Consider the following 22,387-nt stretch of genomic DNA (forward strand, 5'->3'; position numbering starts at 1 on the left):
CGCTCTTGACCATCTTGTGCCCCAATGTCCGGTCCGAACGGCATCTGGTCGGGTGAACGCGTCGGGTTGATCACTTTCTGCCTTGATCAACGCTTTGCGGTTTGCCCGCGCGCGCGCCGCGGCAGCGTTGCGAGCAATAGCGCACGTCGTCCCAGACTTTTGACCACTTTTTGCGCCAGCTGAACGGGCGGCCACAGGTTGCGCAGGTTTTCTGCGGCAGGTCAGACTTTTTCATCTGACGCAATCGCGTTGAAGAACCGGCGGCTGTCATCCCCGATCGCGCGGCGTTTTTCATCGCTCATCCGATCAAGGCTTTTGTACATGAACCCCATGCGCGGATTGCCCCGCAGCCGGTCGCTGTTGCGATCCAGAAAATCCCAGTAAAGATAATTGAACGGGCAGGCTGTCGGGCCGTTCTTGACCGTGGGCTTGTATTTGCAGGACCCGCAATAATCCGACATCCGGTTGATATAAGAACCACTGGCGGCATAGGGTTTTGACGCCAGAAGCCCGCCATCAGCAAACAGGATCATTCCCGTGACATTGGGCAGTTCGACCCATTCATAGGCATCGGCGTAAACCAGCAGGTACCATTCGTTTACTTCTTCGGGGTCCAGCCCCGCGATCAGTGCGAAATTGCCCAATACCATCAGGCGCTGGATGTGGTGCGCATAGGCATTAGCCCTGGTTTCATTCACACACTGGCGCAGACAGTTCATCTGGGTATCGCCGGACCAGTAGAATTCCGGCAGGGGCCGACTGGCTTCCAGAAAATTCGCGGTTTTATACTCTGGCATTTTGAGCCAGTAGATACCGCGCACATATTCGCGCCACCCCAATATCTGACGAATAAAGCCTTCGACGGCGTTCAGCGGGGCGTTTCCCTTGTGATAGGCGGATTCCGCCCGTTCGATACATTCAAGCGGGTCCAGCAGGCCGCAGTTCAGATAAAGGCCAATATGGCTGTGAAACATCCAGGGCTCACCCTGAATCATCGCATCCTGATAATCGCCGAACAGGGACAGGCGTTTGGCGATGAACTGATCCAAAGCCGTCAGGGCCTGCGACCGTGTCACTGCGAAATGAAACGGGGAAAGATCGCCGAAATGGTCGGGAAAACAGGTTTCGACCAGATCAATCACCTCTTGCGTGGTGGCATCAGGCTGGGCGCGATACGTATCGGGAATGTCCAGTCCGCTGGCGGGCGGTTTGCGGTTTTCGGCGTCAAAATTCCATTGGCCGCCAATGGGATCGTCCTGATCCATCAGAACATTATATTTGCGGCGCATTTCGCGGTAAAAATACTCCATCCGCAACTGCTTGCGCCCTTTGGCCCATTGCGCAAATTCAGCCGTGGAACACAGAAACCTGTCATCTTCCCTGATGCTGACCGGCAGGCCAAGCGTATCGGACCACCCTTGCATTTCAGCGCGCAAACGGTATTCGCCCGGCGCAGTCAGGATGATTTCGGTCACGTCATCCTGTGCAACCGCGCGCGACACCTCGCCCAGCAGTGAGCCGGTGTTGTCAGGATCGTCATAGCGCACATAGCGTACATTCAGACCCTTGCTGGTCAGGGCGGACGCAAAGTGGCGCATTGCCGAAAACAGGAAGGCGATCTTTTTCTTGTGATGCTTGACATAGGTGGCTTCGCTGCGCACCTCGCACATCAATATCAGATCGTTTTCCGGATCAAGATCAGCAAGACCGGACATATGCGGGCTGAGTTGATCGCCAAGTATCAAGCGTAGTTTCATAGGTGAACCCTGTGATTCACGAGCGGGAAATCAAGGGCGAAATTCAGGGGTGGCGCGCGCGACCTTGTCGCTATGCCCCTTTTGCAAACACCTGATCCAGAATGTCGGCCAACCGGTCGGCATCTGTTTGCGTGAATGCATCGGGTCGATCGCTGTCGATGTCAAAGACCGCAATCAATTCTCCCGCATGGTTGCGTATCGGCAGCACAAGTTCGGAGAGGGTTGAGGCGGCGCAGGCGATATGATCGTCAAAGGCCGTCACATCGGGCACAAGCTGGACCTGACCGGTGCGCGCTGCCGCGCCACAGACGCCGCGGCTGAACGGGATGACCAGACAGCCATGGCCACCCTGATAGGGGCCGATTTTCAACAGATCAGGCTCTGTCACGCGGTAAAACCCTGTCCAGTCAAAGCGGTCGTCGGCGTGGTGCACCTCGCAGACGGTGGTGGCCATCAGCGCGATGGGATCGGTCTCGCCCTGCGTCAGCGACGCGATGGTTGCGGCGAGTGTATCGTAATTGACCTGCATGGACATGGTTCCGTTATTGGCTGGACAGTTCCGGGGGCTGTCTGCCCCCGGACCCCCGAAAGTATTTCTGAAAAGATGAAGTTACACGCGCTCAATGGCAATGGCCGTACCTTCGCCGCCCCCGATGCAGATGGCGGCCACGCCACGCTTCAGACCGTGGAATTCCAGGGCATTCAGCAGGGTCACCATGATGCGCGCACCCGACGCGCCGATCGGGTGGCCCAGTGCGCAGGCGCCGCCATGCACGTTGACCTTGTCGCGCGGCAGGCCCATTTCATGCATGAACGCCATCGGCACAACCGCGAAGGCCTCGTTCACTTCCCAGAGATCGACATCGTCTTTGGACCAGCCGATTGAGGCCAGCAGTTTCCGGGCCGCAGGCACCGGCGCGGTGGTAAAGAGCCCCGGTGCCTGCGCGTGACTGGCATGACCGAGAATGCGGGCGCGCGGGGCCAGATCCTGACCCTTGACGGCATCCCCCGAAGCCAGCAGCAAAGCCGCCGCACCGTCGGAAATGGACGACGAGTTGGCCGCGGTCACAGTGCCATCCTTGCGAAAGGCTGGCTTGAGGTGCGGAATTTTATCCGGCCGGGCCTTGGCGGGTTGTTCATCACGGGTAATGGTCTGGTCACCGGCGCGCGCCGCGACGGTGAAGGCGGTAATTTCACCATCGAACGCGCCGCTTTTTTCCGCCGCCAGCGCATTGGACAGCGATGTCAGGGCATAGTCGTCCTGTGCGGCGCGGGTGAACTGGAACGCTTCGGCGCAGTCTTCGGCAAAGGTGCCCATCAGGCGGCCCTTGTCATAGGCATCTTCCAGCCCGTCGAGAAACATGTGATCCTGTGCGCTGGCATGCCCGATACGCGCGCCGGCGCGCATCGCAGGCAAAAGATACGGGGCACCCGACATGCTTTCCATGCCGCCCGCCACCAGCACCCCGGTCTGGCCCAGTGCGATCTGGTCAAATCCGATCATGGCGGCTTTCATACCGGAACCGCACATCTTGTTCAGAGTTGTCGCGGGAACATCTTCACCCAAACCGGCGGCGAATCCGGCCTGCCGGGCCGGAGCCTGGCCCTGACCGGCCGGCAGCACACAGCCCATCAGAATCTCTTGGACCCGGGCGGTTTTGGCCTGTTGCAGGCAGGCCGAAATGGCAGCCCCGCCGAGTTGTGCGGCCGGCACATTGTTGAAAACACCCTGAAAGCCACCCATGGGCGTACGCGCCGCGCCGGCGATATAAACGTCTTGCATGTCACACCTTTGGTTTTGCCGCTGCAAACGGAATGGTAATATCTTGGTCCTAGACCACAGGGTACAGTCAATTGCCGCAGGTCTGCCAGTATGAAAATCATCAGTTCTGATCATGAAAACTGCCGCGTGGTGAGTGTGTGCGAAAACCGGATCGATGCTGCCGTGGCGATCCGTTTCAAGGAGGCCTTTCGCGCACAGACGGGCGGCAAAGCGCACACCATCATTCTGGATCTGTCACAGGTTGAGTTTATCGATTCCAGCGGTCTGGGCGCAATTGTCGCTGCGATGAAGCATCTTGGGCCCGACCGCAGGCTGGATCTGGCAGGGCTTAACCCGGCTGTCGATACAGTGTTCCAGTTGACCCGGATGGACAGCGTTTTTCGTCTGTTCAAGACCCTGCAATCGGCGATTGATGCCTGCGCGAACTGACAGCAAGTGTTATCGCAATCCCGGCCTGCAAGCGGGGGGAACGGTTTATCGCGCCATCGTAAACCCCGAGGCATTCGGCGTGCGCAAAGCGTTGCAGGACATGACCGGATTTGCCGCAGGGCTGGGGGTGGAAAAGGGCGATCTAGCGACGCTGGAACTGGTGCTGGCCGAGGTGCTGAACAACATCGTGGAACATGCCTGTCACGATGCGCAAAACGCGATGATCCGGCTGTCCTGCAGGTTCGAAGATAACCGTGTTGTGATGACAGTGACAGATAACGGTGCGCCATTGCAGGGGGGAAGCGCTCCTGATTCCGTCCTGCCGCGCGGTCATGGTAATTTAGAAAGCCTGCCCGAAGGCGGATTTGGCTGGTTCATCATCAGCCGGCTGACGCAAGACCTGACATACCGGCGCAGGAACGAACGGAATTTCCTGACATTCACGATCCGGTTTTTGGGCAGGTAACGCTGTTTTCAAAGGGTTTTGTGATCGCCGGCGCGCGCGCTGACACAGGCAAACCATTGGGCATAAGAAAAACCAAGTTGCCGCAGCGCCGCAAAAGCGCCTTATTGAGTCCGCATTCGCGCCTGAATGTTCCGGCATAGTCAGAATTGTAGCTGCATATGGCTTCCCTCGGCGTCGCGTTTCACAGCCCCCACCCAGTGCGCGATGCCGAGGTTTAAAACCTATCCCGACATTCAGAAAAGTGACCGGATTGCATTCCGGCGTGGCGGTTCTATTGTTCCGACGAACACGAACAAGGGGATGCAAAATGCGTGATTTTCACAGCCCGGGCCGATCTGCGGTCTATGCCACCAACGGAATGTGCGCCACGTCGCACCCGCTGGCTGCAAAAACCGCCATTGACGTACTGGAACAGGGCGGCAATGCCATGGATGCGGCGATTGCGGGCGCGGTACTTTTGGGCCTGTGCGAACCACAAAGCACGGGCATCGGTGGCGATTGCTTTGCCCTGATCGCGATCCCCGGCCAAAGCGACATTATTGGCGTCAACGGATCCGGACGCGCACCGATGGCGGCATCGGCTGCCGCGTTGCGTGAACAGGGGGCGCAGATTGTGCCCCCGTTCAAGCCCGATGCCATTACCATTCCCGGCGCCATCGATGCGTTTTGCCACATGTCGGAAAACTGGGGGAAACTGGGGCTTGAGGCGGTCCTCGCGCCAGCCATCCGATATGCAGACGAAGGCATAGCCGTGGCGCCTCGGGTGGCGTTTGACTGGAAACACGAAAGCAAAACGCTGCAAGGGCACGGGCGCACCCATTACCTGAGAGACGGGGCCATTCTGGGTCTGGGCGATGTGTTTCATGCGCCCGGACAGGCCGAAGTGCTGCGCCGCGTTGCGCAACACGGACGCGATGCATTCTATACCGGCGAAATCGCCGAAGACATGCTGGCCGCCGTGCAGGCGATGGGTGGTGTGCACGTTATGGACGATTTTGTCGCAACACATACGGATCAGACAACGCCCGTTATCGGCGCTTATAAAGATGTCGAACTGGTGGAACACCCGCCCAACGGCCAGGGCGCGACCGCGATGTTGATGCTGAACATCCTCTCGCATTTCGATATCGCGGATATGGATCCTGTGGGCACGATGCGCGCCCATATCGAAGCCGAGGCGGGCAAACTGGCCTATGATGCGCGCAATCGTTTCATCGCCGATCCGGATCATACGACGCGCCTTGAACATATGCTTTCGCCTGAAACGGCGCGCCAACTTGCGGCGCTGATCGACCCAAAAAAGGCCATGGAAAGCCCCGCAGCCCTAAGCGAAACGGTGCACAAAGACACCGTATACATCACCGTGGTCGACAAGGACCGGATGGCGGTTTCGCTGATCTATTCGATCTACGAGGCGTGGGGATCGGGCATCGCTTCGGAAAAATTCGGGATTCTGCTGCACAACCGCGGCGCCGGCTTTACGCTGGAACAGGGGCACCCCAACGAATTGGCGGGGGGCAAGCGCCCGATGCATACGATCATTCCGGCGATGCTGCGCCAGAACGGGCGTGTCACCATGCCGTTTGGCGTGATGGGTGGCGGATACCAGCCCAAAGGGCATGCGCGGTTTGTCAGCAACATGGTTGATTTCGGGCTGGACCCGCAAAGCGCAATTGATATGCCGCGCTGTTTTTCAGATGCGGGCGTGATGAAGATCGAACGCGGTTATTCGGATCAGGTGCGGCAGGAGCTGGCCGATCTGGGGCACAAGGTCGAGGTTCCGATAAAGCCAATCGGCGGCGCGCAAGCCATTCTGATGCACGAAAACGGTGTTCTGGAAGGGGCAAGTGACCCGCGCAAGGATGGCTGTGCTATCGGATACTGAAATCAATCCGGTGCGGGCCATCCGCGCCGGATACCATCACGCAGACGGGTAAGGTTCAGTTCAGTTGGAAATGCAGCGGATACTGGCCGTCTTCGAATGGTCCGAACAGGTCCGGTATGTCGGGATGTTCGACCGGTTGGCCGGAATAGTCGGCAACAAGGTTCTGTTCCGACACATAGGCGACATAAAAACTCTGATCGTTTTCGGCCAGCAGATGGTAAAACGGCTGATCCTTGACCGGGCGGCTTTCCTCGGGGATGGCCTCGTACCAGTCTTCTGTGTTGGAAAAAACGGCATCCACGTCAAAGACAACACCGCGAAACGGGTGTTTCTTGTGACGGACAACTTGCCCCAAATGGTATTTTGCACGCGTTCTAATCATAACAATACAATAGCCCCTACACCTTGTTTGGTAGACTCTATCGATTCGTTTGTCCAACATTCGGGGCTGTTTTTTTTGGAAACAGACTGTGAACGTGATTTGAACAGTTGGATTTGGGCCATGTGATCGGGCCACCTTTGCCGGTTATTTCGTGTCGATCGGTTGTGGCTGAAAACAGCCATAACCCTATGCCGCCTTTTTGCGCGAACATGCACCGGATGCAAGCAGGTCATGGGCTGAAATCGGGAACCGCAGGAAATGTGATTTCCCTGTGGAACACAATCGGTTACAATGCAGAAAAAATAATAACCAAAAGCGAGAGGCAGATGAGCAGAGCTCTTCGCGCATTGGTACTGGTAGTGTTGGTCGTATCTTGCGGACGTGGCGAATATTCTGCGCCGCGCAACCTTGATAACGCCTGCAGCATCCTGAGCCAGCGCCCCGATTACATCAAGGCGTTCCGCGCCACCGAACGCCGTTGGGGCGTTCCGGTGCACGTGCAGATGGCCACGATCTATCAGGAAAGCAAATACATCGGAAACGCGCGCACGCCGTTCCGCTATACATTGGGTGTAATCCCGATGGGACGTCAAAGCAGCGCATACGGGTATTCGCAGGCGCTGGATGGCACGTGGGACGAATACAGACGCGAAACGGGAAAACGCGGAGCCAAACGCGACCGTATCCGCGATGCATCCGATTTCATGGGCTGGTACATGACAAAAAGCCGCGAAAAGAACGGAATTGCCCTGACGGACACGCGCAACCAGTATCTGGCCTATCACGAAGGCCACACAGGTTATGCGCGCGGCAGCTATAACAGAAAAAGCTGGCTGTTACGGGTGGCGGGCGAAGTCGATGCCCGTGCAGACATGTATCAGGCCCAACTGAACACCTGCCCCCGACGCGCAAAAGGCTAGGCGTTCAGCGTTCGCGCTTGACGCCCAGCGCCCTGATATCGAACAGATCGTTTTGCAATGTGCCGCCTGTTTGCAGGTCGCCCAGAACAACAGTGGTTTGCCCGCCACCTGAGTCGTTGATCACCCACTGGCGCAATTGCACCGGATTTCCGGTGAACAGCAGTTGGATGTTTCCGTATTCCGCATTTTCGGGATCTTGCGCGGTGACGGTTGTCGCCGTGCCGTCATAGCTGTGGCCAACGACCATGTCGGCGCGATCCAGATCGACGTTGCGCGCCAGAATAATCGACAGAGGCGTGCGGTTCAGCGGATAGCTTTCTGGCGGCTGGTTTGATTTCGTGTCCACAATCACCACGGCCCCGCTGCCTGCCACGACAAGTGCGGATTCAGGCGGGTTATATTCGAACCGGACCTTGCCGGGTCGCTTGATATAAATCTGACCCGTCGAAATCGTGCCGTCATCGTTGATCTGGGTGAATTCCCCCTGCGCCGTGCCGATATCATTGAGGTATCTGGAAATATCGGACAAAGGCAGAATTTCAGCCTGCGCAGGCAGGGCAAGCAGAAGGGCAATGACGCCACTGAGAACCGTGTTTTTCATGCACCTTACATACGCATTACCTACGGGGTTTAAACCCCCCGTCTGCTCACATAGCTGCGATCCGCCGATGGGGGCAAAGGCAGGGTTTGCCGCCTTTGCCGTGCTGTCATCAATGCTGTTCCGGCACCAGAATGTCGCGTTTACCAACATGGTTCGCGGGAGAGACAAGACCCTCTTCTTCCATCTGTTCTACAAGGCGCGCGGCCTTGTTATAGCCGATGGCCAATTTGCGCTGGATGTAGCTTGTCGAACATTTGCGATCCTTGATCACGATCTGCACAGCGGTATCGTAAAGCGCATCTTCGCTGTCGGTGTTGCCGCCAAGGCCCAGAACCATGTCGATGTCGCTTTCGCGGGCATCGCTGGGGCCATCCAGAACGGTATCGACATAAGACGGAGGACCATAGCCCTTGAGGTGGTTTACCACTTCTTCCACTTCTTCGTCGGACACGAACGGACCGTGACAGCGGGTGATCTTGGCACCGCCCGCCATATACAGCATGTCACCCATACCCAGCAGTTGTTCGGCCCCCATTTCACCCAGAATTGTCCGGCTGTCGATTTTCGAAGTCACCTGAAACGATATCCGCGTGGGAAAGTTTGCCTTGATCGTGCCGGTGATCACGTCAACCGACGGGCGCTGTGTGGCCATGATCAGGTGGATGCCCGATGCCCGCGCCATCTGTGCCAGACGCTGGATACACGCTTCGATCTCTTTGCCTGCCACCATCATCAGGTCGGCCATCTCGTCCACGATGACAACGATGTAGGGCAGCAGTTCCGGGGCAAACTCTTCTGTCTCGAACACGGGTTCGCCGGTTTCGTCATCAAATCCGGTTTGTACCGTCCGGCTGAACATTTCGCCTTTGGACAGGGCATCGCGCACGCGGCCATTATAACCTTCGATATTGCGCACGCCCATTTTGGACATCTTGCGATAGCGTTCTTCCATTTCGCCCACAGTCCACTTCAGCGCGACAACCGCTTTTTTCGGGTCGGTCACAACGGGCGACAGAAGATGCGGAATGCCGTCATAGACGCTGAGTTCCAGCATTTTCGGATCGATCATGATCAGGCGGCATTCTTCCGGCGTCAGCTTGTACAGCAGGGACAGGATCATGGTGTTGATCGCCACGGATTTACCCGAACCGGTTGTTCCCGCAATCAGCAGGTGGGGCATCTTGGCCAGGTTGGCGACAATCGGATCGCCGCCGATATCCTTGCCCAGTGCCAAAGGCAGGCGCATGTTGCTGTCACCGAAATCACGGGCGGCCAGCACTTCGCGCAGCACGCACATTTCGCGGTTTTCATTGGGCAGTTCGATACCGATCACCGACCGGCCCGGCACTGTGCTGACACGGGCAGACAGGGCTGCCATGGACCGCGCGATATCATCGGCCAATCCGATCACGCGGCTGGCTTTCAAACCCGGGGCCGGTTCAAGTTCATACATGGTCACAACCGGACCGGGACGCACAGAAACGATTTCGCCTTTGACGCCATAATCATCCAGCACGCTTTCCAGCATGCGCGCGTTTTCTTCCAGTGCGTCATCGGACAGGTGGTGGCGCTTGATCGTTGACGGGCTAGACAGCAGGTTCAGCGGCGGGAGTTCGTAAGCGATCTGGTTGTCTTCAAACGCCAGATTGGGTTGCGCTTCGGCCTGGGCACGGCGGGACGGGGCGGGCGGTTTGCGCACAGGGTTCTGCACCACTTTGCGCGGTTCGGCCGCCGGAATGGCCGCCAGAACGCGGCCCGCATCCTGCATCGGCAACGGTGACAGCGCGTCGTCTTCGTCATCCCAGTCCTGCGCCATATCCTGTTGATTTTGCGAGTTTATTTCTGGTTCAGCAGGCTGCGCCGCCCGGGCGGTCAGCGGTGGTTCTGCACGCATTCCCGCAGGGGTACTGGTGTCCAGCAGCAACGGATCGGGGCCGCGTCCGCGCCCTTTGGTCAACGGTGCTGCCATTTCCACCTGCATTGCGGGCAGTTGCCGAACGCGGGTTTTGATCACGTCGGCGATTTTTGCGCGGATACGGTCATCCCCGGGCATCGGTTGATCCTGAGCTACGGATACCGTTTCAATCAGTTCGGGCTCGGGCAGCGGATCGGGGCGTTTGATCAGGGACGGCATCCGTGCCAGAAATCCCTGTTTTTCCTCAACAGGGTATTCATCGGCATAAAGCGATGCATCGGGGCCCGGTACGGTGGCGTGGGCCGCCGCATAGGATTGCTGGTCTTCCGCTTCCTGACGGGCACGTTCGCGTTTTTCAGCCTGACGGGCCTGCAAGCCTTGTGCGGCACTGACTGCGCCGCTTGCGCCACGGCCCAGAACATTCATGATACCGGCATAGACCATGATCAGCCCGATCAGTAAAAACCGACCGATCCGCTTTAGTTCGGGGCGGGTAAAGCCAAGAACGAACGCCCCAAGCGCCAGAATTCCAACGGCCATCAGGAACGACATGAGTTTTACGGTAAAGGTTGATCCGATCGGCAGCACCGTCAGAATGGCGCCCATGACCGTATCGCCGAACAGCCCGCCCAGACCAAAGCTGTGGGTTTGTTTCCACGCCAGTCCGGGTTCAAGTGTGGCGGCGTAGATAGAACACAGAGCAATCGCAATCGGCGCAAAGATCAGGCGGCCAATCGCCCGGTCTTCGCCTGCGTGCATGGCAAAGCGGACACCCCACGCCATCAGAACAACACCGATACCCCAGCTGCCCCAGCCCACGATCATGAACAGCGGCGCCGCGATCGACGCGCCGATACGACCCAGCCAGTTCTGCACGGGCGCATCTGTGGACACCATCCAGTTGGGATCGTCGGGCGTGTAGGACCACACCATCGCCAAAGCCATCGCGCCCAGAACCATCAGGCAGATGCCGAACAGTTCCTTGCCGCGTTTTTCAATTGCTGCTTGTGTCGTGCTGTCCAGCAATGGATCGCGACCGCGTGTCTGATATGCCATACTCTCTACCTCGTCTTTTATTGGAACAGGCAATCGCGGATGGTTTCCAACCCGCGCTGCGTGTCCTCTTTTGGGGCCACCAAAGCGACCCGAATATATCCAGCACCCGGGTTTTCCCCGTGTACATCCTGGCTCAGATACGATCCGGGCAGCACCCGAACGCCCGTATCCTGCCAAAGCTTCAGTGCCGCAGCCTCGCCATCCGGAACGGGCAGCCACAGGAAAAATCCGGCTTCGGGGGAACGGTACCCTGCCACGTTGCCCAATATCCTGTCGGCCAGATCGAATTTTTCGGCGTAAAGGCGGCGGTTTTCAATCACATGGTCTTCGTCGGCCCAGACAGCGGCGGCAGCAGCCTGCAACGGCAAGGGCAAAGGCGCGCCCGCGTAGTTGCGCAATTGCTGGATACGCCGGATGCTTTCAGGGCCGCCCGCCACAAAACCGGATCGCAATCCGGGCAGGTTGGACCGTTTGGAAAGCGAATGGAAAATCAGCACGCGCTCGGGATCGGCCCCCATCGCGCTGGCCACCTCGATGGCGCCTGTCGGGGCGGTATCGCGGTATATTTCGGAATAACACTCGTCAGCAAAAATCTGGAAATCGTGTTTTTCCGCCAGTTCGATCAGGCGACGCCAATAGGTTTCATCGGCAACGGCGCCCTGTGGATTGGCGGGGGAACAGACATAGGCAATTGTGGTGCGATCCAGAATCTCGGCCGGAAGCGCCGCAAAATCGGGCAAATGGCCGGTTTCACGCGTTGCGGGCACATAAACCGGCTCCGCCTGCACAGAGATCGCGGCGACCATATAGACCTGATAAAACGGGTTCGGAGTCAGAACCACCGGTTGCTGGCCGTTCTTGGTTTCAGGGCACAGCGCCATGGCAGCGTTATACAGCCCCTCGCGCGTGCCGTTCAGCGCCATGATCTGGCTGGCCGCATCAACATCCACGCCGTAGCGGCGTTTGATCCAGCCCGCAATGGCACCGCGCAACGCGTCTGACCCTTCGTTGGGAGGGTAGCTGTTGAACCCGGCTGCGTTGTCGGAAATCACCTGCGTAACCCAAGCCGGAAAGCTGTGTTTGGGTTCACCGATTGTCATGTTGATCACATCGCCGCCGGGCGTATGCACATCCAAAAGGGCCCGCAAACGGGGCCACGCGTGGGCCGGAAGGTTCGAAAACCGCTCGGGAAACTTCATCAAAACTGCCTCAGGGTCGGGATCATTGGCGTCCCGTTTGGCCCAAGGTACCCAAGCGATGCGGCTGCGTCCAGAAAAAGTGGTGCGATTGAAAGGGATATGTGGTTTTTAGGACAACGCCGTTTCCACCGCAGCCCCCAGCCGCAACAGCTGTTCTTCGGTATCGGGCGGTGTCATCAACTGAATTCCACAGCTGGGCACGCCTGTGGGTATTGTAAGCGACGCGATCCCCATCAGATTTGCTATGCGGGTGTTGCGCAGGGACAGCAGGTTTTCTGTGACATAATAGTCATGATCGCTGTTCAAACGTTCGAGGTTGGGCGGCAAAATCGGCGCGGTCGGGCATACAACGAAATCAAAGCCCGCAGTGGCCTGATCATAGGCCATCCGGCAGGTTTCCAGCTTGGCCCAAGCGGCCACGTAATCGGGGCCGGACACGGCTTTGCCCAGCCGGAACCGTTCAAGGATTTCGGCAAACATCAGGTCCGGGTTAGCCTCGATCACATCGCGCCACAGACCATAGGCTTCGGTGGTGTAAACCACGCCGGTCAAGGCCATGGCATCTTTAAGTTCCGGAACGTGCAACGGTTCGATCACCGCGCCTGCCTGTGCGATCTTTTCGATAGCGCCTTCATAGGCGGCCATTGGTTCGTCGCGCACATCGTCCATCGCGGATGTTTGCAGCATCGCGATCCGTTTGCCTTTCAGGGATGCGCCGCGCAGATCGGCGGCTTTCCGGCCTTCCACAGCGGCCAGAAGCAGGGCGGCATCCTCAACAGTGCGGGCCAGCGGCCCGACCGTGTCAAACCGCAGACATAACGGCACGATCCCTTCCAAAGTCACCCGCCCCGATGTTGTTTTCAGCCCGACCAGATCGTTCCACGCGGCCGGAATACGCACAGACCCGCCTGTATCAGACCCGATCGCGCCTGCCGCCAGACCAAATGCCACCGATGCCGCAGCCCCGGACGAAGATCCGCCTGCAACGCTGTCAGGGTCGTTGACCGACGGAGGTGTGGCTGTGACCGGATTGTAGCCCAGACCGGAAAAAGCCAGTTCGCTCATGTGGGTTTTGCCCAGACACACCAGGCCCATGGCCGTTGCATTGGCCAGAACAACGGCATCGGTATCGGGGATGCGGTTCTTCAAAAGTGCACTGCCTGCTTCGGTTGCGACCCCTGCACTGTCAAACAGGTCTTTCCAGCTGATCGGCACACCGTCCAGCGGCGAAAGGCGATGCCCGGATTGCGCGCGTGCGGCGGCGGCCTTTGCTTCTGCCAGCGCGCGGTCATGGGTGACGCGGGCGTAAATCCGGTCGCGCAGGGGGTGCGCATCAATGGCATCCAGATAGGTTTGCGTCAGGGCAACCGGATCAATTTCACCCGATGCAATCGCCCGCCCCAAATCCGCAGCACTCGTGCTTAACCAATCCTTCATACCTGTTCCCCCAAACAATGTGACGTAAGGGTAGCGACAGCACCGCACATGGACAATCCCGTTCGCGCAGTCATATTCAGACGCATGCAGAAACAAAGCGATATCATCATAGTCGGCGGCGGGTTGAACGGGCCCGCATTGGCACTGGCCCTTGCGCAGACAGGCTTCTCGGTCACCGTCATAGACGCGCTGAGCGAAAAAATACGCAGGAATGCCGCGTTTGACGGCCGGTCTTATGCTTTGGCGCTGACATCGCAGCGCCTGCTGGATGGAATCGGTATTTGGCAGGATATTGCCGAACATGCCGAACCCATGCTTGAGATCAAGGTGACAGACGGGCGGGCCGGTGAAGGGCCTTCGCCGTTTTTCATGCATTTCGACCATGCCGAGATCGAAGAAGGTCCGATGGGGTACATGGTGCAAGACCGGCATTTGCGCCGTGCCTTTCTGGATGCAATGGCATCAACGCCGGATATCACCCATTTGTCAGGCAAAACCGTTGTTGCGCAATCTGTCGGGCCGGCCTCTGTCAGTGTGACACTGGACAGCGGCAAAATCATCACTGGATCAGTTCTGATCGGATCGGACGGACGCGCCAGTGGTACGGCAGAACGGGCCGGTATCAAGCGCACAGGCTGGGGATACGGGCAAACCGCGCTGGTCTGTGCCGTCGCCCACGAAAAGCCCCACAACGGTATCGCGCACCAGTTTTTCATGCCGCCGGGGCCCCTGGCCATCCTGCCGCTGACCGGAAACCGATGTTCCATCGTCTGGAGCGAGACAGACGCCGAAGCGCAAAGGATCAATGCGCTGGACGATGCCGGATATCTTGACGTTCTGCGCCCGCGTTTTGGTGATTTTCTGGGTGATATTTCATTGGCCGGAAAACGGTTTACCTATCCGCTGAACCTGACCATTGCGACCCGGTTTGTCGCCCCTCGCCTGGCCCTGATCGGCGATGCGGCACATGGTGTGCACCCGATTGCAGGGCAAGGGTTGAACGCCGGATTGCGGGATGTCGCCGCACTGGCGGAAACGCTGACACTGGCGGCGCGACGCGGCGAAGATATCGGATCACCGCTGGTTCTGGAACGCTATGAACAATGGCGCAGGTTTGATACCGCAACGCTGGCTGCGGCCACCGATGCGTTCAACCGACTGTTTTCGAACGATAACGCGCTGTTGCGGGCGGGCCGGGACATTGGCATGGGTATCGTGAATGCGATCCCGTCGCTGCGGCGCGGATTTATCCGCGAGGCCGCCGGTCTGACCGGCGATGTGCCCCGCCTGATGCAGGGCAAAGCAATCTAGGGTCAGTCCAGAACGCGCGCTTCGTCAACCAGCATGACCGGAATGCCGTTGCGGATCGGAAAGGCAAGATTGCCCGCTTTGGACACCAGTTCCTGTGCCTTGGCATCGTATTCCAGTCGTCCGTGGGTGCGCGGGCAAATCAAAGCCTCCAGCATCCGGCGGTCGAATTTGGGCGGTTCGTCATTCATTGCATCATGTCCTTGCCGTCACCGGCGCGCAGTTTGTATTCAATCAGCGTGACCAGCGTTTCGCGCCGCGTCGACAGCGATGGCGCCTCCAGCAGAGCCTGTTTGTCTTCCGGATCAAAGTCCAGCAGCATCGACAATGAATTGACCAGCAATTCGTCTTCCGCCTCTTTCAGAGTTTCCCAATCGGCCGACAGATCGCGGGCGCTGAAATAGCGGCCCAGAAGATCCAGAAACCCTTTGCGCTCGAAAGCGGCGTCTTTTTCCTCGCGGCCCAGATCACGATCAAACCCGTCCCAGTTCACCTCGCAGCGGCGATAAGGCGAAAATCCCTTTACTTCGGACACAACGCGAAACCGCGACATACCCGACAGCGTGATCATGTACCGGCCATCTTCGGTTTCGGAAAACTGGGTGATCCGTCCGGCGCAACCGATGGTATGCAAACCGGTTCCGTCGCGGCCCGGAACTTCGTTCGGCTGGACCATTCCGATCAGGCGACCCGGCGTTTTCAGGGCATCTTCGAACATTTGCAAATAGCGCGGTTCAAAGATGTGCAGCGGCAACCGTGATCGCGGCAAAAGCAACGCCCCGGGCAGAGGAAAAACCGGGATGATATCGGGAAGATCAGTTGCTTTTATCATTCACCAAACCTAGCCCAGCCACCGCTTTAGGCAAATATCATTGAGCTGAGTTTTCTGCGCCCGTTCAACACCACAGGGTCATTGGGCTTCAACGCATCGAAGATGGTGAAAAGCTGGGTTTTTGCTGCGCTTTCGTTCCATTCACGATCACGCCGGAATATTTCCAGCAACGCATCCACCGCACCCTGAACATCACCGGCAGCATGCAGGGCAAGGGCCAGATCGAATCGCGCCTGATGGTCATCCGGGCTGGCCTCGACCGCCGCCTTAAGATCATCAACCGGCCCCGCGCTGGCCGCCTGCTTCGCCAGTTCAAGCTGGGCATGGGCGGCTTCCAGTTCGGGCGATTTGGAAATTGCCGCAGGCGCTCCGTTCAGGATCGCTTCGGCCTGATCCAGATCATCCATCGCGATATGGGCGCGCACCATACCAGAATAGGCACCCGCATGGTTCGGGTCTTCACCCAGAACCGCGGCAAAGGTCTGCGCCGCATCCGTTGCCGCGCCTTCGGCCAGCATTTCCTCGGCGGCGTCTACCGCGTCATTCAGGCTTTCACCCGGTGCTTCGCCACCACCGGCCTTGATCACGCGATCGACAAACGCCTTGATTTCGGATTCGGGTACAGCACCCTGAAACCCGTCAACCGGCTGCCCCTTGTAAAACGCATAGACCGTCGGGATCGACTGGATCTGCAACTGACCTGCGATGGCCTGCGCCTCGTCCACGTTGACCTTGACCATTTTGACCGCGCCCTTGGCGGCGCGCACGGCGTTTTCCAGCATCGGGCCAAGTGTTTTACAGGGGCCGCACCACGGCGCCCAGAAATCCACGATCACCGGCGTTTCGGCAGACGCATCCACCACATCCGCCATAAAGGTGGCTTCGGTTCCGTCCTTGATCAGATTGGCATCGGCAGCGGGTGCGCCGGAAAGTCCCAGATCAATCATAATGTCATCCTTGCAATCGTTTTAGCAGTGTTTGTGCCTATATGAGGGTGCGGCAGGCGGAATCAAAGGTCAAAACTTGCAAAAACCGGTGCGTGGTCGCTGGGTTTTTCCCATCCGCGTGCATCGCGCAAAACATGGCTGGAATGACCCGCATTCGAAATGTCCTGCGTTGCCCAGACATGATCCAGACGCCGCCCCTTGTCGGCGGCTGACCAATCTTTGGCACGGTAAGACCACCAACTGTACAACAACCCGTCGGGAATATCCTGTCGGGTGATATCCACCCAGTTTCCCGCATCCTGTGTCTGGGCGAACTGTTCAACCTCGACCGGTGTGTGGCTGACCACTTTCAGCAGTTGCTTATGGCTCCAGACATCGTCTTCGCGCGGTGCAATGTTCAGATCACCCACCAGAATGGATTTTTGCGGCGGTTCACGATGGAACCAATCGCGCATGTCGGTCAGGTAATCCAGCTTCTGGCCGAATTTTTCATTCACCTTGCGATCGGGAACATCGCCGCCCGCGGGCACATAGAAATTATGGATCGTAACGCCGTTTTCCAGACGTCCAGCAATATGGCGCGCGTGGCCAAGTGCGGCGAAATCCTGTGCGCCCGCCTCGACCATCGGCAGTTTTGACAAGATCGCAACGCCGTTATAGCCCTTGTCACCACGCGCCACCATGTGGGTGTAGCCCAGTGCGGAAAACGCATCGCGCGGGATTTTATCTACGGGCGATTTGCATTCCTGCAAACACAAAACATCAGGCCCGTGTTCCGCCAATAGTTTGCATACAATCGGTTCGCGCAGCCGGACCGAATTGATGTTCCACGTGGCAAGGGTAAATGGCATTTTGGCAGGCTCCGGTCTTTGATCCTGCGACCCTATCCGCACCTTGTTGCGGCCTCAACCCGCGCCATGGCACCTGTCTAAAACTTTCGCCCTTTTATTCGCCCTTTTACCGGTGAAGGATTGGCAGACAAAAAAAGACCGGGCGCAAGGCCCGGCCAAGTCCAACAGGGAGGTGCATGTCAAGCCACCGGACATGCGCGGTATGGTTATGATCTAAACATGACGCCGGATTGCGTCTTTGATCTGGGTCAATAATTTGACCGAATGGTCATCTTACGCGACCAGCCGGTATCCACCTGATTCCGTAACCAAAAGCCGTGCATTGGACGGATCGGCCTCGATTTTCTGGCGCAGGCGATAGATGTGCGTTTCCAATGTGTGTGTGGTGACACCAGCGTTGTATCCCCACACCTCGTGCAGCAGAACATCGCGTGCGACAATCCCGTCTGTGGACCGGTACAGAAACTTCAGAATGTTAGTTTCTTTTTCCGTCAGCCGGACTTTGCGATCATCTTCGGTGATCAGCATCTTCATCGCGGGCTTGAACGTGTATGGCCCCAAGGTGAATACGGCATCTTCGGATTGCTCATGCTGGCGCAACTGCGCGCGGATCCGGGCCAGAAGCACCGGAAACTTGAACGGTTTGGACACGTAATCATTGGCGCCGGCATCCAGACCCAGGATGGTATCTGCGTCGGTATCGTGACCTGTCAGCATAACAATCGGGCTTTTGACGCCTTGCTTGCGCATCAGACGGCACAGTTCGCGCCCGTCGGTATCCGGCAGCCCCACGTCCAGAATCACCAGATCGTAGAGTGCCTCTTTGGCGCGTTCCATGGCCTGACTTCCATTGCCAGCCTCGAACACGTCGAAATCTTCGGTCATGACCAATTGTTCGCTCAGCGCCTCGCGCAGATCGTCATCGTCATCTACCAAAAGTATCTTTTTAAGTTGCCCCATTGCGGCGCCTCCTGCTGCTGATGCCTATCAAATGAGGTCACCCTGCGAATTCGGCAAGATTTGCTGCATCTTTTCACGCCCTCGTGTTAGGAGCGGGGCAAATGTTTCATCTTGTTGCAGGACACAGTAGACTGATGCAAGCACGCCAAGATAAGAGCCCTGATGAGTTTTGCACCTGACATTACAGAACTGTTGGCCCGCGCCCGTTCAGATTTGCGCATGGGGGTGCCTGTTGTGCTGGTGGGCACCGACGGTCAGGCGGTTCTGGCCATGGCCGCCGAAACGGCCGACGCGCAGCGGCTGGCCGATTTGCGCGCCCTTGGTGGCACCGCAGTGCTGGCGATCACCGCGCGGCGGGCCGAAACGTTAAAGGCGCGCGCTTATGACGGTGAAATTGCGCGGATCGTATTGCCACCGGATGCCGGTTTGCCGTGGGTTCTGGGTGTGGCCGATCCAGCGGACGATCTGAAATCACCAATGAAGGGGCCATTGATCGCGCAGCGTGACGGCAATGCGGCTTTGCACCGGATGGCCGTCGATCTGGTGAAAACGGCCCGTTTGCTGCCCGCCGCGTTGCTTCTGGAATTGTCGCAGGCCGCTGATTTTGCATCGAAAAATTCGCTCACTGTTGTGCCTGCGATCTTGGCGAAACCGTTGCTGGCACGCTCCAGCCCGCTGCATCCCGTGGTCAGCGCGCGCCTGCCGATGGATGTATCCGAAGCGGGGCGTCTGCATATCTATCGGCCCGAAGATGGCAGCGAGGAACATTATGCTATCGAAATCGGCCGTCCTGACCGCACAAAACCGGTGCTGGCGCGTCTGCATTCGGCCTGTTTCACCGGCGATCTGATGGGCAGCCTGAAATGCGATTGCGGACCACAATTGCGTGGCGCTCTGGCGCAGATGGGGGCCGAAGGCACCGGGGTTCTTTTGTACCTGAATCAGGAAGGGCGCGGGATCGGTCTGGCCAACAAGATGCGCGCCTATTCGCTTCAGGATCAGGGGTTCGACACGGTCGAGGCCAACCACCGCCTTGGGTTTGAGGATGACGAACGCGATTTTCGCATTGGCGCCAATATTCTGAAATCAATGGGTTTTCCCTCTGTCCGGTTGCTGACAAACAATCCGGCCAAGGTGACATCTATGGAAAATACCGGCATCAGGGTGGTGGAACGTGTGCCGCTGAAGGTGGGGCAAACAGCACAGAACCGGAACTACCTGGCCACCAAAGCAGCCAAATCCGGCCATATCCTGTGACCCGCGACGATCTGGTTCTGACCCGGCAGGGCGTTCGGTTTCAGGGGCAAACCTATCCTTGTACAATCGGAAAAACCGGCCTGACGGCGCGCAAGAAGGAAGGCGACGGCGCAACGCCGCGTGGCGTTCATAGCATTGTGGGGATGCTGTACCGCCCGGACCGGATGGCGCGGCCCGCGCCATGGGCCGTTGCAATCCGGCCCGGTGATCTGTGGTCGGATGATGTGACAGCGCAGGACTATAACATGATGGTCAAAGCGCCCTATCCGTTCAGCCACGAAAGCCTGCGGCGGGCAGACCCGCTTTATGATCTGGTAATCCTGACCAACTGGAACTGGCCCTATGCGGTCAAGGGGCGGGGATCGGCGATTTTCATCCATCAATGGCGCAGGCCGTGTTACCCAACCGAAGGCTGCATCGGATTCCGGCGCGATCATTTGCACAGGATCGCAGCGCGCCTGACCCTGCGCAGCCGTCTGATCGTGCGATAGGATCGCTCTGGAATTAGGCTGTGTCCGGTGTCCGTTCGCCAAATATGGCCGATCCGACGCGAACATGGGTGGCGCCCATTGCAATGGCCGTTTCGAAATCGCTGCTCATCCCCATCGACAGACCGGTCAGATCGTTGCGCGCGGCCAGATCGGCCAGCATCGCGAAATGCGGGGTCGCATCCTGATCAACCGGGGGGATGCACATCAACCCGCAGAGCGGCAGATCAAGCGCGCGGCAATCGGCCACGAACGCATCGGTATCCGCGGGCAGAACACCCGCCTTCTGCGGTTCTTCGCCGGTGTTCACCTGAATGAAGAGATCGGGGCAGCCACCGGTTTCCTGTGCCAGGCGCGCCAGTGTTTTCGCCAGCTTGGGGCGATCAACGGAATGGATGGATTGAAACAGGTCCATCGCCTGCCGTGTCTTGTTGGTTTGCAGCGGACCAATCAGATGCAGATCAATGCCGTCGAACTGTTCACGAAAATCCGGCCATTTCGATGCGGCCTCTTGCACGCGGTTTTCACCAAAGATGCGATGCCCCTGTTCCAGCACGTTCCGGACCCGCACATTGGGCTGCACCTTGGACACCGCAATCAGCTGTACTGCACCAGCCGCGCGGCCTGCGGCCTGTTCGGCCTGTGCGATTCGCGTTTTGATGTCTGACAGTGCCATGCGTTTACCTTTTATTGTTCAGGACCAAAGATAACATCGTGGCACAAAAGAAAAGGGGCAAGCCCAAAGGCCTGCCCCAAATTCAAACTGTCTGGTTGTTCAACTTAGAAGTTGAAGCGAACACCCAAGTCAGCAATGATTGTGTCGTTCAGACGCTGAGCAACACCACCACGGATCGATGCACCACCGCCCAGGCTGTGGTTAAAGTCAATACCGTAGCCTGTGTCTTCTACAGTGTTACCACCGTCAACGTATGTGATGTAGCCTTCGACGTCTGTCGACGCGCCAACTTCAACACGGCCGGACAGAACGTAACGGTCACCGTTGGTGCCGTTGTCAGCCCATGCAAAGCCTACGTCGGCAATGCCCAGCGAACCAACGACCGATGCGGTCAGCTCGGTGTCGCCTGCGTTGTCGGAGTCCTGCCAACCCAGAGCAAATGTCCAGTCGCTTGCTGTGTACTGAGCAACGATCGCGCGGCGATCGAATACGTCAGAAGCAGATGCGTGGAACGCAAAGTCGCCCATGGAGTAGATGACTTCAACCGCGTTCGGTGCGGAACCAGCCGAACCGGACGAGTAGTAGTCGCCGTTGACGTCATAGGCAACGTATTCGTAGCCCAGACCTGTCAAACCCAGGTCGATGACATACTGACCGGACATGTATTCCAGAGCACCGAAGATGTTACCAACACCAACTTCAAGGTTGCCGGCACGTGCAAAGAAACGTGCGGCGTTGATGCCGTTGTCGTTTGCTTCAGCTTCGCTTTCGTTCTGCTGGATACGAACCATCGCACCAAATGTCACACCAACATCCGACTCGGTTGTTGCTGTGATGATCAGACGGTAACGGCTTTCGATGTCGATGCCGTCGTCAGCAGCTTCACCCGCTTCACCGGTGAGCAGACCAAGAACTGCTACCTCATTGTCCAAATCAGCTTGAGCGTCCAGAACATCCTGAACCTGCGTCGCAGTCGCTGTGCTGTTTGCCGCCGCTGCGTCGTAGGTGGCTTGGGCCGAACTCAAAGCGGATTGAGCGGAAGATACAGCTGATTGTTGCGATGCAATTTCAGCTGCTGAGCCTTGAGCTGCAGTGCCTGAAGTAGCGTTTGTTTCTGTGTAGATCGCGCCGAAACGGCCGTAGCCGCCGAACGTCACGTCTGCTGCTGCGACACCGGCGGTGGCGACCAGAGCAGTCGTAGCGAAGAGAACCTTTTTCATAGTCTTTTCCCTCGGATT

Annotated in this window: 23 protein-coding genes; 7 read left to right on the forward strand and 16 right to left on the reverse strand. The window is 58.0% G+C overall.

Annotated features, from left to right (window positions below; all coding sequences use genetic code 11):
- Window positions 1–70: 70 nt before the first annotated feature.
- The 4 genes from OLX72_RS05610 to OLX72_RS05625 all read right to left on the reverse strand — a co-directional run bounded on the left by OLX72_RS05610 (window position 71) and on the right by OLX72_RS05625 (window position 3,540).
- Window positions 71–235 carry a DUF2256 domain-containing protein gene (locus OLX72_RS05610; RefSeq protein WP_205389017.1) on the reverse strand — a complete coding sequence of 55 codons (165 nt, stop codon included), beginning with the start codon at window positions 233–235 and terminating at the stop codon, window positions 71–73.
- On the reverse strand, window positions 222–1,757 hold the full coding sequence (locus tag OLX72_RS05615) for a cryptochrome/photolyase family protein (RefSeq protein WP_114868563.1): 1,536 nt from the start codon (window positions 1,755–1,757) through the stop codon (window positions 222–224). Before OLX72_RS05615 ends, OLX72_RS05610 begins: the two co-directional genes overlap by 14 nt.
- A gap of 70 nt (window positions 1,758–1,827) precedes the next feature.
- Window positions 1,828–2,286, reverse strand: coding sequence for a GAF domain-containing protein (locus tag OLX72_RS05620; RefSeq protein WP_433989993.1), 459 nt, complete (start codon window positions 2,284–2,286; stop codon window positions 1,828–1,830).
- 81 nt (window positions 2,287–2,367) lie between these two features.
- Entirely contained in the window at window positions 2,368–3,540 is a 1,173-nt protein-coding gene (locus OLX72_RS05625) for an acetyl-CoA C-acyltransferase (protein WP_114868561.1), read from the reverse strand.
- A 90-nt stretch (window positions 3,541–3,630) separates the two neighbouring features.
- On the opposite strand from OLX72_RS05625, the gene OLX72_RS05630 reads away from it, so the two are divergent.
- The 3 genes from OLX72_RS05630 to OLX72_RS05640 all read left to right on the forward strand — a co-directional run bounded on the left by OLX72_RS05630 (window position 3,631) and on the right by OLX72_RS05640 (window position 6,320).
- Window positions 3,631–3,969 carry an STAS domain-containing protein gene (locus tag OLX72_RS05630; protein ID WP_114868560.1) on the forward strand — a complete coding sequence of 113 codons (339 nt, stop codon included), beginning with the start codon at window positions 3,631–3,633 and terminating at the stop codon, window positions 3,967–3,969.
- Window positions 3,953–4,435, forward strand: a complete 483-nt coding sequence (locus OLX72_RS05635; RefSeq protein WP_114868559.1) for an ATP-binding protein — start codon at window positions 3,953–3,955, stop codon at window positions 4,433–4,435. Before OLX72_RS05630 ends, OLX72_RS05635 begins: the two co-directional genes overlap by 17 nt.
- A 307-nt stretch (window positions 4,436–4,742) precedes the next feature.
- Window positions 4,743–6,320 carry a gamma-glutamyltransferase family protein gene (locus OLX72_RS05640; protein WP_114868558.1) on the forward strand — a complete coding sequence of 526 codons (1,578 nt, stop codon included), beginning with the start codon at window positions 4,743–4,745 and terminating at the stop codon, window positions 6,318–6,320.
- A gap of 55 nt (window positions 6,321–6,375) precedes the next feature.
- Here the strand turns inward: OLX72_RS05640 and hspQ are convergent, their stop codons facing one another.
- Window positions 6,376–6,702 (reverse strand): heat shock protein HspQ, encoded by a 327-nt coding sequence (hspQ, locus tag OLX72_RS05645; RefSeq protein WP_114868557.1) that lies wholly within the window; start codon window positions 6,700–6,702, stop codon window positions 6,376–6,378.
- A 326-nt stretch (window positions 6,703–7,028) separates the two neighbouring features.
- Here hspQ and OLX72_RS05650 point away from each other — a divergent pair, with 326 nt between their 5' ends.
- Window positions 7,029–7,622 carry a lytic transglycosylase gene (locus OLX72_RS05650; protein WP_114872017.1) on the forward strand — a complete coding sequence of 198 codons (594 nt, stop codon included), beginning with the start codon at window positions 7,029–7,031 and terminating at the stop codon, window positions 7,620–7,622.
- Between the two features lie 4 nt (window positions 7,623–7,626).
- Here the strand turns inward: OLX72_RS05650 and OLX72_RS05655 are convergent, their stop codons facing one another.
- From OLX72_RS05655 to OLX72_RS05670, 4 genes are all read right to left on the reverse strand, one after another.
- The gene (locus OLX72_RS05655) at window positions 7,627–8,223 is read right to left on the reverse strand and encodes a LolA family protein (protein WP_114868556.1); all 597 of its coding nucleotides are present in this window, start codon (window positions 8,221–8,223) and stop codon (window positions 7,627–7,629) included.
- Window positions 8,224–8,332: 109 nt separating this feature from the next.
- Complete coding sequence (locus OLX72_RS05660; protein ID WP_114868555.1) at window positions 8,333–11,194, reverse strand: DNA translocase FtsK; 2,862 nt, start codon at window positions 11,192–11,194, stop codon at window positions 8,333–8,335.
- Window positions 11,195–11,211: 17 nt separating this feature from the next.
- A complete protein-coding gene (locus OLX72_RS05665; RefSeq protein WP_433989994.1) occupies window positions 11,212–12,393 on the reverse strand; it encodes an aminotransferase class I/II-fold pyridoxal phosphate-dependent enzyme in 1,182 nt (393 codons plus the stop codon).
- Between the two features lie 108 nt (window positions 12,394–12,501).
- Complete coding sequence (locus OLX72_RS05670; RefSeq protein ID WP_433989995.1) at window positions 12,502–13,830, reverse strand: amidase; 1,329 nt, start codon at window positions 13,828–13,830, stop codon at window positions 12,502–12,504.
- A gap of 48 nt (window positions 13,831–13,878) precedes the next feature.
- Between OLX72_RS05670 and OLX72_RS05675 the strand changes: the two genes are divergently transcribed.
- Complete coding sequence (locus OLX72_RS05675; protein WP_433989996.1) at window positions 13,879–15,141, forward strand: FAD-dependent monooxygenase; 1,263 nt, start codon at window positions 13,879–13,881, stop codon at window positions 15,139–15,141.
- Window positions 15,142–15,143: 2 nt separating this feature from the next.
- Here OLX72_RS05675 and OLX72_RS05680 read toward each other — a convergent pair whose 3' ends face one another.
- From OLX72_RS05680 to OLX72_RS05700, 5 genes are all read right to left on the reverse strand, one after another.
- Window positions 15,144–15,329 (reverse strand): Trm112 family protein, encoded by a 186-nt coding sequence (locus OLX72_RS05680; RefSeq protein WP_433989997.1) that lies wholly within the window; start codon window positions 15,327–15,329, stop codon window positions 15,144–15,146.
- Window positions 15,326–15,970, reverse strand: coding sequence for an LON peptidase substrate-binding domain-containing protein (locus OLX72_RS05685; RefSeq protein ID WP_433989998.1), 645 nt, complete (start codon window positions 15,968–15,970; stop codon window positions 15,326–15,328). Before OLX72_RS05685 ends, OLX72_RS05680 begins: the two co-directional genes overlap by 4 nt.
- Window positions 15,971–15,996: 26 nt before the next feature.
- Window positions 15,997–16,917, reverse strand: a complete 921-nt coding sequence (gene trxA / locus OLX72_RS05690) for a thioredoxin (RefSeq protein WP_433989999.1) — start codon at window positions 16,915–16,917, stop codon at window positions 15,997–15,999.
- A gap of 62 nt (window positions 16,918–16,979) precedes the next feature.
- Entirely contained in the window at window positions 16,980–17,768 is a 789-nt protein-coding gene (locus tag OLX72_RS05695; RefSeq protein ID WP_433990000.1) for an exodeoxyribonuclease III, read from the reverse strand.
- Window positions 17,769–18,041: 273 nt separating this feature from the next.
- A complete protein-coding gene (locus tag OLX72_RS05700) occupies window positions 18,042–18,728 on the reverse strand; it encodes a response regulator transcription factor (RefSeq protein WP_433990001.1) in 687 nt (228 codons plus the stop codon).
- A 162-nt stretch (window positions 18,729–18,890) separates the two neighbouring features.
- On the opposite strand from OLX72_RS05700, the gene ribA reads away from it, so the two are divergent.
- Window positions 18,891–19,985 (forward strand): GTP cyclohydrolase II, encoded by a 1,095-nt coding sequence (gene ribA / locus OLX72_RS05705; protein WP_433990002.1) that lies wholly within the window; start codon window positions 18,891–18,893, stop codon window positions 19,983–19,985.
- Window positions 19,982–20,476, forward strand: coding sequence for a L,D-transpeptidase family protein (locus OLX72_RS05710; protein ID WP_433990003.1), 495 nt, complete (start codon window positions 19,982–19,984; stop codon window positions 20,474–20,476). The genes ribA and OLX72_RS05710 overlap by 4 nt, the downstream gene beginning before the upstream one ends.
- Before the next feature lie 13 nt (window positions 20,477–20,489).
- Here the strand turns inward: OLX72_RS05710 and OLX72_RS05715 are convergent, their stop codons facing one another.
- Window positions 20,490–21,149, reverse strand: coding sequence for a YggS family pyridoxal phosphate-dependent enzyme (locus tag OLX72_RS05715; protein WP_433990004.1), 660 nt, complete (start codon window positions 21,147–21,149; stop codon window positions 20,490–20,492).
- A gap of 104 nt (window positions 21,150–21,253) precedes the next feature.
- Entirely contained in the window at window positions 21,254–22,369 is a 1,116-nt protein-coding gene (locus OLX72_RS05720; RefSeq protein WP_433990005.1) for a porin, read from the reverse strand.
- Window positions 22,370–22,387 lie beyond the last annotated feature (18 nt).

Source organism: Sulfitobacter sp. TBRI5 (assembly GCF_051013555.1).
Taxonomy (GTDB): Bacteria; Pseudomonadota; Alphaproteobacteria; order Rhodobacterales; family Rhodobacteraceae; genus JL08.